The sequence below is a fragment of the Ruegeria sp. HKCCA5426 genome, assembly GCF_013034585.1.
In the GTDB taxonomy this organism is placed as follows: Bacteria; Pseudomonadota; Alphaproteobacteria; order Rhodobacterales; family Rhodobacteraceae; genus Ruegeria.
Genome location: NZ_WQGH01000004.1, coordinates 354,676 through 368,558 on the forward strand (window position 1 = coordinate 354,676; position 13,883 = coordinate 368,558).

The 13,883-nt window shown below is 55.6% G+C and carries 12 protein-coding genes; 2 read left to right on the plus strand and 10 right to left on the minus strand.

What is annotated here, in order from left to right; all coding sequences use genetic code 11:
* Positions 1–12: 12 nt before the first annotated feature.
* Positions 13–618: a DNA-3-methyladenine glycosylase I gene (locus GOV87_RS09010; protein ID WP_171211532.1), complete on the plus strand. Its 606-nt coding sequence runs from the start codon at positions 13–15 to the stop codon at positions 616–618.
* Between the two features lie 6 nt (positions 619–624).
* Here GOV87_RS09010 and GOV87_RS09015 read toward each other — a convergent pair whose 3' ends face one another.
* The 4 genes from GOV87_RS09015 to GOV87_RS09030 all read right to left on the minus strand — a co-directional run bounded on the left by GOV87_RS09015 (position 625) and on the right by GOV87_RS09030 (position 4,955).
* Positions 625–1,506 (minus strand): fructose bisphosphate aldolase, encoded by an 882-nt coding sequence (locus GOV87_RS09015; RefSeq protein WP_171211533.1) that lies wholly within the window; start codon positions 1,504–1,506, stop codon positions 625–627.
* Between the two features lie 72 nt (positions 1,507–1,578).
* Complete coding sequence (locus GOV87_RS09020) at positions 1,579–2,928, minus strand: cytochrome P450 (protein WP_171211534.1); 1,350 nt, start codon at positions 2,926–2,928, stop codon at positions 1,579–1,581.
* The gene (locus tag GOV87_RS09025; protein ID WP_171211535.1) at positions 2,925–4,139 is read right to left on the minus strand and encodes a hypothetical protein; all 1,215 of its coding nucleotides are present in this window, start codon (positions 4,137–4,139) and stop codon (positions 2,925–2,927) included. The genes GOV87_RS09020 and GOV87_RS09025 overlap by 4 nt, the downstream gene beginning before the upstream one ends.
* A gap of 63 nt (positions 4,140–4,202) precedes the next feature.
* Positions 4,203–4,955, minus strand: coding sequence for a cytochrome c biogenesis CcdA family protein (locus GOV87_RS09030; protein ID WP_171211536.1), 753 nt, complete (start codon positions 4,953–4,955; stop codon positions 4,203–4,205).
* 105 nt (positions 4,956–5,060) lie between these two features.
* Between GOV87_RS09030 and GOV87_RS09035 the strand changes: the two genes are divergently transcribed.
* A complete protein-coding gene (locus tag GOV87_RS09035; protein ID WP_171125154.1) occupies positions 5,061–5,294 on the plus strand; it encodes a sulfurtransferase TusA family protein in 234 nt (77 codons plus the stop codon).
* A 56-nt stretch (positions 5,295–5,350) separates the two neighbouring features.
* Here the strand turns inward: GOV87_RS09035 and GOV87_RS09040 are convergent, their stop codons facing one another.
* From GOV87_RS09040 to purC, 6 genes are all read right to left on the minus strand, one after another.
* Positions 5,351–8,107 carry an Rne/Rng family ribonuclease gene (locus tag GOV87_RS09040; RefSeq protein WP_171211537.1) on the minus strand — a complete coding sequence of 919 codons (2,757 nt, stop codon included), beginning with the start codon at positions 8,105–8,107 and terminating at the stop codon, positions 5,351–5,353.
* Between the two features lie 512 nt (positions 8,108–8,619).
* Positions 8,620–9,954, minus strand: coding sequence for a sigma-54 dependent transcriptional regulator (locus tag GOV87_RS09045; RefSeq protein WP_171125158.1), 1,335 nt, complete (start codon positions 9,952–9,954; stop codon positions 8,620–8,622).
* 12 nt (positions 9,955–9,966) lie between these two features.
* Entirely contained in the window at positions 9,967–11,745 is a 1,779-nt protein-coding gene (locus GOV87_RS09050; protein ID WP_171211538.1) for an ATP-binding protein, read from the minus strand.
* Positions 11,746–11,781: 36 nt separating this feature from the next.
* Complete coding sequence (gene purQ, locus GOV87_RS09055) at positions 11,782–12,450, minus strand: phosphoribosylformylglycinamidine synthase subunit PurQ (RefSeq protein WP_171211539.1); 669 nt, start codon at positions 12,448–12,450, stop codon at positions 11,782–11,784.
* Positions 12,451–12,687: 237 nt separating this feature from the next.
* Positions 12,688–12,918 (minus strand): phosphoribosylformylglycinamidine synthase subunit PurS, encoded by a 231-nt coding sequence (gene purS / locus GOV87_RS09060; RefSeq protein WP_170683997.1) that lies wholly within the window; start codon positions 12,916–12,918, stop codon positions 12,688–12,690.
* 173 nt (positions 12,919–13,091) lie between these two features.
* Positions 13,092–13,847, minus strand: coding sequence for a phosphoribosylaminoimidazolesuccinocarboxamide synthase (gene purC, locus GOV87_RS09065; RefSeq protein WP_171121706.1), 756 nt, complete (start codon positions 13,845–13,847; stop codon positions 13,092–13,094).
* Positions 13,848–13,883 lie beyond the last annotated feature (36 nt).

Consider the following 13,883-nt stretch of genomic DNA (forward strand, 5'->3'; position numbering starts at 1 on the left):
AGGGTACGCGCAATGAGCAAGACAGTAGCCGGACCAGACGGTGAACCACGCTGTGCATGGTGTAACTCCGCGCCAGAGTTTTTTGACTACCACGATCAGGAATGGGGTTATCCCGTCGCGGACGACCAGCGGCTATTCGAAAAACTGTGCCTCGAGAGTTTTCAGTCTGGCCTAAGTTGGCGTACGATCTTGTCTAAACGCGAGAACTTTAGAAAAGCGTTTAAACACTTTGATGTCAAACAGGTGGCTGAGTTTGATGAGGCAGATGTTAACCGTCTGCTTCAGGACGAAGGGATTGTTCGCCATCGTGGAAAGATCGAAGCTGTTATCAACAATGCCCGGCGTGCTCAGGAACTGGTTGCAGCCGAAGGATCCCTTGCCGCCTACGTCTGGAGGTTTGAGGCTGATACGCCAGAAAACCCGCAGACAGCTTCAACATCGCCAGAATCTATTGCGATGTCGAAAGACCTTAAGAAACGGGGGTGGAAATTTGTAGGGCCAACAACGGTATTCGCCTTTATGCAGGCGATGGGTCTGGTGAACGACCATGCTGTTGGTTGCATCATGCGCGAAAAAGCGGCGCAGTTGCGCCGCGATTTCACGAAACCAGTAAGCTAACCGATTTTAGACGGAGGCTTTGAAAATCTTGTCGATGTTCCCACCCAAAGCGGTGTTGAACTCTGCATCGGACTGTTGCTTTGAAAGGCCTTCGGTCAAGGCGCGTGAGAAAGACGCGATCATCTTTTCATTTTGATCCAGCAGATCACAGGCTTGCTCGGTTGAGTACCCACCTGACAAGGCCACTACACGGACGACGCGTGGATGATCGGCCACTTCATCGTACAAGTTGGCTTGGCTGGGGATAGTCAGTTTAAGCATCACATCCTGCCCATCCTGCAACTGATCCAGATTCTTCAGGATTTCGGCTTTCAGGATGTCCTCGGCTTCAGCTTTGGTCGCAGAGTTAATATTTACTTCTGGCTCAACAATCGGAACCATACCGGCGGCGACAACCTCACGGGCGACGTCGAACTGTTGGACGACAACGGCCGCAATGCCTTCGGCGTTTGCTTCGTGAATGACCGAGCGTTCTTTGGTGCCAAACACTCCCTCTGCCTTGGCCAGCGTTTCGGCCAGCCCCGGGATAGGTTTCATCATCTGAACGCCGTTCGCTTCGTCCTCTAACCCTTTGTCGATCTTAAGAAAAGGAACGATTCCCTTGACCGACCATAGGTAGTCGGCGACGGGGCGCCCGTCGATCTGTTCGGACAGAGTGCGCTCAAACAGGATTGCGCCAATCACCTTATCCTTGGTGAAATCATTACCCAGAATAATCCGCGCGCGCATCTTCTGGATTTCACCAAACATCTCTTCATCCGAAGAATAGTCCGATGCCTCGACCCCATAAAGCGCCAGTGCCTTGGGGGTTGAACCGCCACTTTGATCCAAAGCGGCAATAAAGCCCGCTCCGTTAGACATTTGTTCGCGCTGTTCAGATTTGGACATAAGACTTTCCCGTTCGAAATGATTCCGCTGTTTTCAACCGCATACAGCAAGGCGTCGGATGTTGATAGGCGTTTAGCGCTCACGCACGCGCAACCAAATCCCATCTTTTGATCTGACCGTAAGATGGGCAACGGGTACGGGTTCGCGCCCCTCAATCAGCTCAAAGCGGAAGGATTTCAGAAGCATCGACAACAACAAAGGCCCCTCGATCATCGCAAATCCGGCACCCGGGCAGACGCGCGCTCCAGCCGAGAAGGGAATAAAGGCATCCCTTTGACATGAGCGTCCGTTTTCGGTTTCCCATCGGGCCGGATCAAACACGTCCGGTTTTTCCCACAACCGCTCGTGCCGGTGAAGATGCCAAGGACTGATAACTATTTGCGATCCTTCTGAAACCACCCGGTCCCGAAACGTTACCGGGCAGGTATTCTCGCGGACCATCATCGGAACCGGCGGATACAATCGCAATGCTTCGCGAAACACGTCCCGACTGAGTTTCAACCGGGGAATGGTCGTGAAACCTTGGTCGAAAAGGCTTTGCGCTTCGTTGGCGACATTTTCCTGCCAATCTGGGTACAGGGCCATTAGATAGAGGGTCCAGGCCAATGCAGAAGCACTGGTTTCATGACCGGCGAGGAAAAAGATGGCGACCTGATCCACCATTTCATCTTGCCCAAAGCATTGCCCCGTTGCCGGGTCGGGCGTGGTCATGATCTTGGTTGCCAGGTCGTTCGGGGCGCAACCAGCGGCGATTTGTTTCGCGCGGTCAGCCGTAAGCTGTTTGATCAGAAACCTGATCTCCTTGGCATTTCGTTTGGTTTCGGACGAATGAAATCGCGGGGCCCACTTTGGCAGTGGAAAAAGGGCTGCAAGGTTCAGCAGAGGTTGCGCGCGCTGATACCTGTGAAATTTATCAAACACTTCGGCTGCGATCTTGTGGTCAATCGGGACTGAGAACAGCGTCCTAAAGATGACATCCGCCGCCGCGTAACTGGTGAACTGTTCACATTCCAATTCAGAGCCCGCAAGAGGCCGCAACCGCTCGACCGCAGCATTCGCCGCGTCCAGCATTGCTGGATATGTGTCTTTCAACCGGCCCCCATCAAACGCCGGGTCGATAATGCGCCTCTGGCGTTTCCAAGTTTCGCCATTGGTCAGGAACACCGAATTTCCTAGCAATGGGCGAAGCCCTTCGCTGATCCGTTCCGATTTTGGAAACTGATCAGGGTGCTTTTTCAAAACTTTATCAACAAGTTCAGGTTGGTTGATCAGGTATGACCTGAAGAACGGGGTTCGAAACTCTGCCATCCACGCCCGGTACAGACGATGCGGTTGTGCTGACAGGATATCTTTTCGAAAGAGTTTGAAGTAGCGCCAAAGCGAGACCTTGTCGGGGCGCGAGGCTGGCTTTGGCGGGGTCATGCTTGCACCGACCTGAATTTTGACACTGGTGCGTCTATCCGGGACTTTGAAGGCGCACGCCCTTCATATCTTTGCGCCAATGTCATTGGGCCGGCGGTAATCCGAAAATAGTCATATGTCCCCACCCGGTCGAACGCGCAAAGGTACTGAAAGTGCAAGCGAAAGAAACGCCAGCGGAGCTCTTTCCAACGCTCGGCGGACAGCGTTTGCGTGAAAGCCGCCGACAGAACAAGTGGCCATTTCGACTTGTCCGTTCCAACACCCGAAACCGCAACCGGATCGCAAAGTGCAAATGAACACCCATCTCCGGGCGCTGAAACGTCCAGCCATGTCAGATCGTCCCGCTGAGACAGATAGCGAAGGTCACTACGCAAGCTATGCGCGTCCGGTAAAAACGACACCATGGGAACAACCTGTCCCAACGTAAGAAACGAAAGCTCTGGCCTTTTTGCCGGACGATCTGTTGATCGCAAGACCTGCGCCAGCACACTAACTCCGAGATGCGCCCCTGAACTGTGTCCTACGACCAGAATTTCGTCGGCATCTGTTTTCAGGGCTTCCGCTATCAGCGTACTAAATTCTGACATGCGAGTTTCGAGGGCATCCGGCGTCACTCCTTTTTCTGATGCCGAATAGGCGTAGTCGTGCATCAAGTAGTAGGCAAACAACTTGTTGTCTGCCTTTCGAAACCACCTCAACAGACCGTAGCCGGTCAGAGCCGCCGGCAGGATCGCGAACCAAGATGCAACTGGCATGAGAATAGCCGTCAGAGCCCATGCTGCACCGAACGCCAGAAACAGTTGAAACAGCAGCATCGCTACGGGATACAACGCGGCAATCACGGGGCCCTTTCGCAAACGCATCAGCCGCCAAAGCGTTCCGGTAGAGATGTAAACCCACGCTGTTTGTGCCAGTTGCAAGTAGGTCGCGAGGATCGAATTGGACATGCTTTCCCGAACGATGTCGGACCAGACCAGAACCTCGACATCGCTTTGGACTTGTGCTCCATCCTGTTCCGAGCGCACATGCCAGCCATATGGCCCTTCGCCCGACTTGGCGGATACGGATATTTCGAAACCCGAGAGTTTGGCCTGAACAGCACTTTCCTTGCGGTACAGCTCACGATACCTGCGTGGATGGATCGGGTCGTATCCGGGAATGTAGAACACCCGGCGTTTGCGAACCCGTGATTGTTTGGCCTGGCTGCTCATGATCTTACCTTCTGCCACGCAAGTTACCGCAGCATTACCGACAAGGTAAGACAGATCAGGTCATCAACCGAAATTCGCCAGTGCCGGGAAGGTTTCCAGCAACCACCAACTGAATTCGGTAAACAAGCCGGTGATCAGCATGATGCCGACAAACAACAGCAAGCCACCCATGACTTTTTCAATCGTCTCCATGTGCGGTTTGATCTTGTTCATCACAGTCATCGAGCGGTTGAGGAACATCGCCGCCAGAAGGAAGGGTATTCCCAGCCCCGCCGCATAGACCCCCAATAGCAGCGTTCCACGCGCCAAGGACGCCTCGGATGCAGCAAGAGACAGAATCGCGCCTAATTGGGGGCCTATGCAGGGCGTCCATCCAAATGCAAACGCAAGACCCAGAATGTAAGCGCCAAAGACCGAGCCACCTGAATCACCGGTTTCGATACGGGCCTCTCGGTCAAGAAACGGAATTCGAAACACGTTCAGGAAATGCAAACCAAAGACAATCACAACCGCGCCCGACAGTTTGGCGAAAAGAACCTGATTCTGCAGCACAAACGCGCCAAAGGCAGACGCTGTAAAACCCAACAGCAGGAATACCGTTGAAAGACCCAGAACAAAGAACAAGGCCGTCAGGGTCGCCTTTCGACGTGCCTGCGCCTGATCCTGCATGTCGTTGATGGACACGCCGCTCATATACGCCAAATACGGTGGTACAATTGGTAAAACGCAGGGTGACAAAAAGCTGATCAGGCCACCCAGCATCGCGATGAACATGGCAGGCAAAAGGCCCGCGTCTATGATGTCAATTCCGAACATGACTCAGCACATAAGTTATGACTCCGCCGACGTCACGGGGCAATTCGGTCACATCCTCGTGGTTGCATGCTGGACACCCGATAAAACTGGAAATATTTGATATTTATGTCAGACACGCCGGAAACACTCGACGCATTGGGGCTGTTGTGCCCCCTGCCCGTGCTCAAAGCACGCAAACGGTTGAAATCTATGCCGAAAGGGTCCTTGTTGCGCATTCTGGCCGACGACCCCGCTGCTGTTGTTGACGTTCCACATTTCTGCGCCGAAAGCGGACACGTGCTTATCTCGCAAGAGGATTCAGACGGGCACCAGATATACGTCATTCAAAAGGCGGGCTGACAAAAAACCACAGCTTTCAAAGAAAAAAGGCGGGTCTTGAAACCCGCCTGATCTTGTTATTGTCCCAAAGACCACCAACCCCGTCGCTTGGGTTTGGCAGGATCGCTTGGTGCCTCAGGCTCTTCTGCAACCACTTCCAACACCGGCTCTGCGGCGGGTTCTTCCGGTTCTGGGTCCTGAGCAGGCTCTTCCGGTGCTTCCGCTACTGGCTCGGCAATCTCTTCGGAAACCGATTCTGATTCTGGTTCCGGTTCAACAGCGGCTTCGGCCTCGGTCACAGGTTCACTCTCAGCGACCAAAGGTTCGGTCGTTTCGGTGTCCGCCGTTTCATCAGGCTTTTCATTGCTGGTGTCCGACGCCAGACTTTCCTCAGAAGCTTCAGCCGTTTCGGGATCTTTTTTCTTGCGGCGGGGTGAACGGCGACGTTTTGGTTTAGCCGGTTTTTCTTCTTCGGCCGCGTCATCTGCAACAGCTTCTGCTTCCGCCTCATCCGAAGGTTCAGCCGGTGCTTCTTCGCCCTCTTCTCCATTTACCTCAGGCGCGTCACCCGAATTGCTGCTCTTCTTGCGACGGCGACGACGACGCTTGCGCTTGGGCTTTGTCTCATCTTCCGCCTGAGGAGCTTCGTCCTCAACCTGCTCTTCGTCAGAAGCATCCACAAGGTCCATCAATGTGGCATCGACGGAAACAACCGGGGCACTCGCCTCGGGTACAATACGGCTCGCTGTCTTGAACTTCTCCAACGAGAAATCAGGGCTGACCAGATGCACGTCCCCTTCAATCCGAACGGACAGACCATACCGGGCTTCGATTTGGGCAATGTGCTCGCGCTTTTGGTTCATCAAAAAGTTGGCGATACTCACCGGGCAGCGAACAAGAACCTCACGCGACCGGCGGCGTGTGCCCTCTTCTTCGATTTGGCGCAAAATGGTGAGCGCCATATTGTCGTCCGAGCGAATCAGGCCGGTGCCATGGCAGGACGGGCAAGGCTGCGTCGTTGCCTCCAGCATTCCGGGGCGCAGACGCTGACGGCTCATCTCAAGCAAGCCAAAGCCGGAAATCCGGCCAACCTGAATGCGCGCTCGGTCGGTTTTCAGCTTGTCTTTCAGGCGCTTTTCAACGGCCGTGTTGTTCTTGCGCTCGTCCATGTCGATAAAGTCGATGACGATCAGACCGGCCAGGTCACGCAGGCGCAATTGCCGGGCCACTTCTTCGGCCGCTTCAAGGTTGGTCTTAAGTGCGGTGTCCTCGATCGAGCCTTCCTTGGTCGCCCGGCCCGAGTTCACGTCAATCGCAACCAGTGCCTCGGTCACGCCGATCACGATATAGCCACCGGACTTCAACTGAACGGTCGGGTTGAACATCCCCGCCAAATAGCTTTCAACCTGATAGCGCGCGAACAGAGGCAGCGCGTCCTCATACCGTTTCACGTTCTTGGCGTGGGACGGCATGATCATTTTCATGAAGTCCTTGGCGATCCGGTAGCCGGTTTCACCTTCAACCAGAACTTCGTCGATGTCGCGGTTATAAAGATCGCGGATCGACCGCTTGATCAGATCGCCTTCTTCATAAATTTTCGCCGGCGCGATGGACTTCAATGTCAGTTCGCGGATCTGTTCCCACATCCGCTGAAGATATTCATAGTCGCGCTTGATTTCAGACTTGGTGCGTTTGGCTCCAGCCGTTCGAATAATCAGTCCTGCGCCAGTTGGCACATCAATCTCGGCTGCGATTTCCTTCAGCTTCTTTCGGTCAGGCGCATTCGTGATTTTTCGGCTGATCCCGCCGCCGCGCGCCGTGTTGGGCATCAGAACGCAATAACGACCGGCCAAAGACAGGTACGTCGTCAGAGCAGCGCCCTTGTTTCCACGCTCTTCCTTGACAACCTGAACCAAAAGGACCTGTCGAACCTTGATAACCTCTTGGATTTTGTAACGACGCGGCCGTGGTTTACGCGGAGGCCGAATGTCCTCACTGTCATCCTCATCCGCAACGGATTCGATTGAATCGTCTTTGGCGGCCGCATCCGCACGGGCCTCTGCCTCGTCACTATCTTCCTTGGTTTCGCCTTCGTCTGACGTCTGCTCAGCAGCTTCGGCGGTGGGGGCAGCGTCGCCCGCATCTTCCCCACCGGAGTCACCGTCCGAACTGTCCTCGGCGGTGCCTTCAGCAGCCGGCGTTTCGACAGCTGCATCCGCTTCTTGGGTTTCTGGTGCCTCATCAGCCGCGCTTTCAACGCCTTCGCCCGCCGCGTCTTCGGATGCCTCCGGTGCGTCGTCAACAGGCTCCTCAACAGGTGTTTCGGCAACGCGATCAGCTGGGGACGTCCCCTCCGGCACCTCTAGATCGGGATTTTCTTCCCCATCGCCGAGGTCAATTGTCTCCATACCAGTAGGCTCGTTCGAAACATCAAGCGTTTCGACCGCGTCCTCGGTTTTTACGTCAGCAGCTTTGGTCCGAGAGCGCGAGCGGCGTTTTTTCGGCTTGGATTCCTCCGCCTCATCACGTGCTTTCAATGCTTCCGCATAAGCCCGTTCTTCTTCCATCAACGCTTCACGGTCAGCGACAGGAATCTGGTAATAATCCGGATGGATCTCTGAAAACGCAAGAAACCCGTGGCGATTGCCACCGTAGTCAACGAACGCAGCCTGCAGGGATGGTTCGACCCGCGTTACTTTTGCAAGATAGATGTTGCCAGCAAGCTGGCGTTTGTTCTCGGATTCAAAATCGAACTCCTCGACCTTGTTTCCGTCGACCACCACAACGCGGGTTTCCTCCGCGTGGGTGGCATCGATAAGCATTTTCTTAGCCATGTGTCCTTGGTGCACCGCGCCAAACGCGTTGTCCTGACCCGTCCGGGTGGACAGGCGCTTTTGGGGTGGTGTCTTGTCAGGGCGATTTCGGACGGCGCGCAGCAGGGTCCGGCGCTGTGGCCCCCTGCCCGTATGGTCAATCGTTGCGCGCGCGTCATCGCGGTTCTTCTCCGACAGGCGCGGTCCTACGCTGCCTGCCCATTTATTCCTATCACCCGTATCGACGGGTTCAGGCGTTCACTTGCCCCGATACGGGGCACAATCGGTCTGCGCAGCCTGTGTGGGAGATTGTCACCACCTGCGGCATTGCAGCGAAACTCAAAGATTCGGGACTTGAGGGCGCAAAAAGGCCCGGCCCGTTCGGTTACAATAAAAGCAGTCCTGTGGAAAAGACAATGGGCAAACTGCATGACAGCGCCTCCAAGCAGGCATCTGCACCTTCTTCTGTTCAAAAATACTTCGGGGGTGAATTGAGCCAAAGGCTCAAGAGGGGGCTGGCCCCCTCCTCGCCTTTACAGATAGTCCGAACGCTGAAGCCCGTACTTGGCCATTTTCTCGTTCAAGGTACGCCTTGGAAGGCACAGTTCCTCCATCACGGACGCGATTGAGCCTTTGTGGCGGCGCATCGTATTGTCGATCAACATTCGTTCGAATGCCTCGACATACTCTTTCAGGGGTTTGCCTTCGGTCGTCATCACCGGTTGCATTTCTTCGTGATCCGACATCAGCAACGAAGCAATGGTGCCCGAGCCGCGACGCGATTGCAGAACGGCACGCTCGGCAATATTGATCAGCTGACGCACGTTGCCCGGCCACGGGGCCTGCAACAACTGCGCTGCTTCCTGTGCACTGACCTGAGGCGCGTCACAGCCGTATTCCTCGGCAAATTGTTCGCTCAGCCGGGTGAACAACGTCAGGATATCTTCACCACGCTGCCGTAGCGGGGGCATAGTGATCCGCAACGCTGCCAAACGGTAGAACAAATCAGGGCGCAGCACATCCTCGCTTGTCTTGCCTGCCTCCTGAAGGTTCGAAATGGCGATGATCCTTGTTTCGGCCGGTGTTCCCTGATCGTTCATCACACTCAGCAGCCGCGCCTGTAACGTATCGCTCAGGGCTTCGATATCTTCCAAGACCAAAGTCCCGCCGCGCGCCTCTTCGATCGCTGGCAGTTGTGCGTCTTCGGGCATCATCGGTCCGAACAGGCGCTTTGACAGGGCCTCTTCCTCAAGCGCTGCACAAGACACCAGAACAAACTTCTTACCTGCCCGGCTGCCAACAGCGTGCAACGCATGAGCCACCAGCGTCTTGCCAGTACCTGTTTCGCCGTCGATCAGCACGTGGCCGTCGGCCTGACCCAGATCCAGAATGTCTTCACGCAGACGGTCCATCACAGGGCTGGCACCGATCAACTTGTTCATGATCTGCGTGCCGTCCGATAATTCCCGCCGCAGGGCACGGTTGTCGAGCGTCAGTCGCCGCGCGTTGCTGGCGCGCTTGGCCAGTTCAGACATCCGATCCGGGTTGAACGGCTTCTCAAGAAAATCGAACGCCCCGACCCGCATGGCCTCTACCGCCATGGGAACATCGCCATGTCCGGTGATCATGATAACCGGCAGAGTACTGTCGGCACCCATCAGCTTTTTCAACAATTGAATGCCATCCATGCCGGGCATCTTGATGTCGGAGATGACGATCCCCGGGTATTCCGGCCCAAGAACCTTGAGCGCATCTTCGGCACTGGAAAAGGTTTCCGTGTCATATCCCGACAGCGCCAACCACTGACTGATCGACTGGCGCATGTCCTGTTCGTCGTCCACGATGGCAATCTTCATGGCTTGAGCCATAGTCTTTCCCCGTTATTCCGCGGCCTCAAGGCCGTCGCTTCCTAGTGTCGGCAGTTGCATCTCGAACACCGCGCCTCCGTTCGGGCTGTTGCGCGCGGTCAGCCGTCCGCCATGGTCGTTTACGATCCCGGACGAGATGGCAAGCCCCAACCCAACGCCATCGCCGGGTTGTTTGGTCGTGTAGAAGGGCTCGAACAGGTTTTCGATGTCTTCGATCCCGTGACCGTTATCCCTTACAGTCAACACCGCCATGTCGCCCACGGCCAGAATTATTTCGACATCTGGCTCTGTTACAGATTTGGTGGCATCCAGTGCATTCCGCAAGAGGTTCACCATAACCTGTTCGATCCGCATCCGATCTCCCATCACAAACACGGGTTCTTCCGGCAGGATCTGGGTAATCTTTACATGGCGCTGCCGCAATTGCGGTTCCATCATCGACAGAGCCGAGGCCAGCGCTTCACCAAGATTTACAGGCGAAAACGCATCCGCGCCCTTGCGCGCATAGGACTTGAGCTGTCGGGTAATGGCTCCCATCCGCTCGATCAAACCGTCGATGCGGCCAAAGCTGGCCAACGCCTCTTCTGGGCGGTTTCGGCGCAGCAGCAGGCGTGCGCCCGCCAAATAGGTTTTCATTGCAGCCAATGGTTGATTCAACTCGTGGCTGACAGCCGCCGACATCTCACCAAGGGCCGCAAGTTTTGAGCTTTGCGCAAGCGTCTGTTCTGCCACTTCCAGCGTCTTTTCGACCCTCTCACGTTCAGCAATTTCCCGCTGTAGCCTTGTGTTCAATGCGCGAAGCTCTGCCGACTCGCGCTGGAACAGGGTCATGCGGAACGTTGCCCGGCGACTGAGCGCATAGAAGGCAAGCGCCAGAAGAATCGCAAAACCCATGATTTCCAGCGCGATGACGCTGTTCACCTTTTCCCGAATTGAGGAATAGGTCGTGAACGACGTCATTTGCCATCCTCTGAAAGGAATCCGCGTGTCTAGTCTCATCACGGCTTCGCCTTGCAGATAGGCGTCCGGTGGCAATGCCGTCCAATCGGTTGTCGCACGGATGGCACGCTCAATCGCGCCTTCGGGTGGTTGACGCACCAGGGCTGCACTTTCTTCCAGTCCCCGCCACTTCGGTTCAGTCGAAAGAATAATCGTGCCGGTACTATCGGCCACCATAACCGCGTCAGAGATACCCGCCCAAGCACGCTCAAACTTTTGCAGGTCAACTTCGACAACGATTACCCCAAGAATATCCGAACCGGCGTCCATTCGGCGTGAATAGGTAAAGCTGTACGACCCGGTTTCATTCTCGATAACGGTAAAAATCGTCGAATTCGCGCGGACAGCCTCCACGTAGTAAGGAGAGTTTCGGTGCGCTTCACCCAACCTGCTGCGATCTGTGGCAGCAACGGTGCGCCCGTCACTGTCCAACAACATCAATGATGCCGCACCAATTTCTTCAACAAATGATATAAGGCGCTGAGTTGAAAGCGTAAAATCGCTGGATTGCAACGCCGAAATCAGGGTGGGATCCCGCGCTAAAAGTTGTGGAACAATTGCGTTCCTGCGCAGTTCACTCAGCAGGTTGCCGGAATACAGGGCCAGACGCAATTCGGCCCGATTGCGCGTGGATTCCGTAAACCGATCTGTCAGCAACCGATTGGTCACCCAGATCGTTGCAACGGTTGCAATCAGCAGAATGGAAACCGCAACACGTAGGCGCCAACCCAATGGCGCGCCGCGGAAAGGTTTTTGCAGTGAAGCCCACCCTGAGCGATCGTCGGAACTCATACCCAGAAACTACGCGGGCTTGTCTGCGACCTCAAGTCATGCGAGTGCAAGCACGCCTGACAATGCGCGGAACAATGCCGTTCCGTCTGTTCCACCGTGACCTTCGTCTGCCGCACGTTCGGGATGCGGCATCATTCCAAGAACGCGGCGGTTTTCAGACAGGATACCAGCGATGTCGCCAACCGAGCCGTTCGGATTCTCGGTATAGGTGAACGCCACCCGATCCTGGTCCCGTAGTTGAGCTAGCGTGTCGTCATCGGCGAAATAATTGCCGTCGTGGTGCGCGATTGGAATCCCGATCACATCCCCTGCGTTATATCCTTCGGTAAATGCACTGGCGCTGGTCTGGACCTTCAGACCGACCGTACGGCAGATGTACTTGAGGCCTGCATTTCGCAGCAAAGCACCCGGAAGGATGCCGGTTTCGGTCAATATTTGAAAGCCGTTGCAAATACCCAGCGCGTAGCCGCCCCGCTGTGTGTGATCCACGACGGCCTTGCAGATCGGCGACTGTGCAGCGATCGCACCGCAGCGCAGATAATCACCGTACGAGAAACCACCGGGTACGCCGACAATGTCCACCCCCTCGGGCAAGGCGGCGTCCTTGTGCCAGACCATATCAACCTGAAAGCCTGCCTGTTCGAAGGCTACGGCCAGATCCCGGTCACAGTTCGAACCGGGAAATACGATGACTGCTGCGCGCATTACGGGGCCTCCTAATGCAAATAATCGGCGACCACGGCAACGCCGAGTGGCGTCGGATGATCAACAGCGGCAAGTTTTTCACTTACCAGAGACAGTGAATTCTGACGTGACGCCAGCGGGCTCAGATCAGCACCGCCCCCAGCGATCAATGATATAAGTGAAGGATGGCGCCAACTTGGCATTCCACGGGTGCCAAACACGGCCAACCGCCCGGAATAGAGCGCATCCCGCATCCCGTCAGACCAGTTCGATTTCGTAGCGTTCGATGACCGTGTTGGCCAACAGCTTTTCGCACATCTGGGTCACGTCGGCCTCGGTCGCGCCTTCGGCCAGTTCCAGGTCGATCACTTTGCCCTGGCGCACGCCTTCGACCTGATCGAAGCCCATAGCGCCCAATGCATGACGCACCGCTTCACCCTGCGGGTCCAGAACCCCGTTCTTGAGCATCACATGCACCCGTGCTTTCATTCCTGCAACTCCAGCTAAGGGCCTTCGGTCACGGCCCGTTCCGTTGCGCGGGGGATAGCGCGCCTTTGGCCATTCGACAACCCTTGTCCGCACGCAGTTTGCCGCAGGTCCGTCGGCAAATAAAAAACGCCGCAATTAGATGCGGCGTTTCAAAGTCAGAATGAGGGCATGCCTCAATTGATGAGTGTGGGCTTGGTCACATTGCTTTTGGGAAGGACGCCCAGACGACGCGCCACCTCTGAATAGGCATCTGTCAGGCTGCCCAAATCGCGGCGGAACACGTCCTTGTCCAATTTCTGGCCCGTTTCAATATCCCACAGGCGGCAACTGTCCGGGCTGATCTCGTCGGCTACGATCAGGCGTTGGAAATCGCCTTCGAAAACACGGCCGATCTCGATCTTGAAGTCGACCAGACGGATACCCACTGCCAGCATCATACCGCTCATGAAATCATTCACACGCAACGCAAGACTAAGGATATCGTCCATATCCTGCTGGCTAGCCCAACCGAATGCTGCAATGTGCTCTTCAGTTACCAGCGGGTCACCCAGAGCGTCATCCTTGTAGCAATACTCAACAATAGGACGCGGCAACTGCGTTCCCTCAGCAATTCCAAGGCGCTTGGACATGGTTCCGGCCGCATAATTGCGCACGATCACTTCAAGGGGCACGATCTCGCAGCTACGAACCAGTTGTTCGCGCATGTTGAGGCGACGAATGAAATGGGTCGGCACGCCGATCTGGTTCAGGCCGTTCATGAAGAATTCGCTCAGACGGTTGTTCAGAACGCCCTTGCCATCGATGACATCCTTCTTTTCCGCGTTGAACGCGGTGGCGTCATCCTTGAAGTACTGCACAATGGTACCCGGCTCGGGGCCTTCATACAGAATCTTGGCTTTGCCTTCATAGATTTTCTTGCGACGCGCCATAAGCGACCCTTCCAGACTGTTGAGCCGGGGATTTCC

Bases quoted from the DNA above. Each gene is read 5' to 3' on its own strand.
- GOV87_RS09025 (WP_171211535.1), bottom strand. From the start codon at position 4,139: ATGAGCAGCCAGGCCAAACAATCACGGGTTCGCAAACGCCGGGTGTTC.
- purS (WP_170683997.1), bottom strand. From the start codon at position 12,918: ATGAAAGCACGGGTGCATGTGATGCTCAAGAACGGGGTTCTGGACCCG.
- GOV87_RS09015 (WP_171211533.1), bottom strand. From the start codon at position 1,506: ATGTCCAAATCTGAACAGCGCGAACAAATGTCTAACGGAGCGGGCTTT.
- GOV87_RS09040 (WP_171211537.1), bottom strand. From the start codon at position 8,107: ATGGCTAAGAAAATGCTTATCGATGCCACCCACGCGGAGGAAACCCGC.
- GOV87_RS09045 (WP_171125158.1), bottom strand. From the start codon at position 9,954: ATGGCTCAAGCCATGAAGATTGCCATCGTGGACGACGAACAGGACATG.
- GOV87_RS09050 (WP_171211538.1), bottom strand. From the start codon at position 11,745: ATGAGTTCCGACGATCGCTCAGGGTGGGCTTCACTGCAAAAACCTTTC.
- purQ (WP_171211539.1), bottom strand. From the start codon at position 12,450: ATGCGCGCAGCAGTCATCGTATTTCCCGGTTCGAACTGTGACCGGGAT.
- GOV87_RS09010 (WP_171211532.1), top strand. From the start codon at position 13: ATGAGCAAGACAGTAGCCGGACCAGACGGTGAACCACGCTGTGCATGG.
- GOV87_RS09035 (WP_171125154.1), top strand. From the start codon at position 5,061: ATGTCAGACACGCCGGAAACACTCGACGCATTGGGGCTGTTGTGCCCC.
- purC (WP_171121706.1), bottom strand. From the start codon at position 13,847: ATGGCGCGTCGCAAGAAAATCTATGAAGGCAAAGCCAAGATTCTGTAT.
- GOV87_RS09020 (WP_171211534.1), bottom strand. From the start codon at position 2,928: ATGACCCCGCCAAAGCCAGCCTCGCGCCCCGACAAGGTCTCGCTTTGG.
- GOV87_RS09030 (WP_171211536.1), bottom strand. From the start codon at position 4,955: ATGTTCGGAATTGACATCATAGACGCGGGCCTTTTGCCTGCCATGTTC.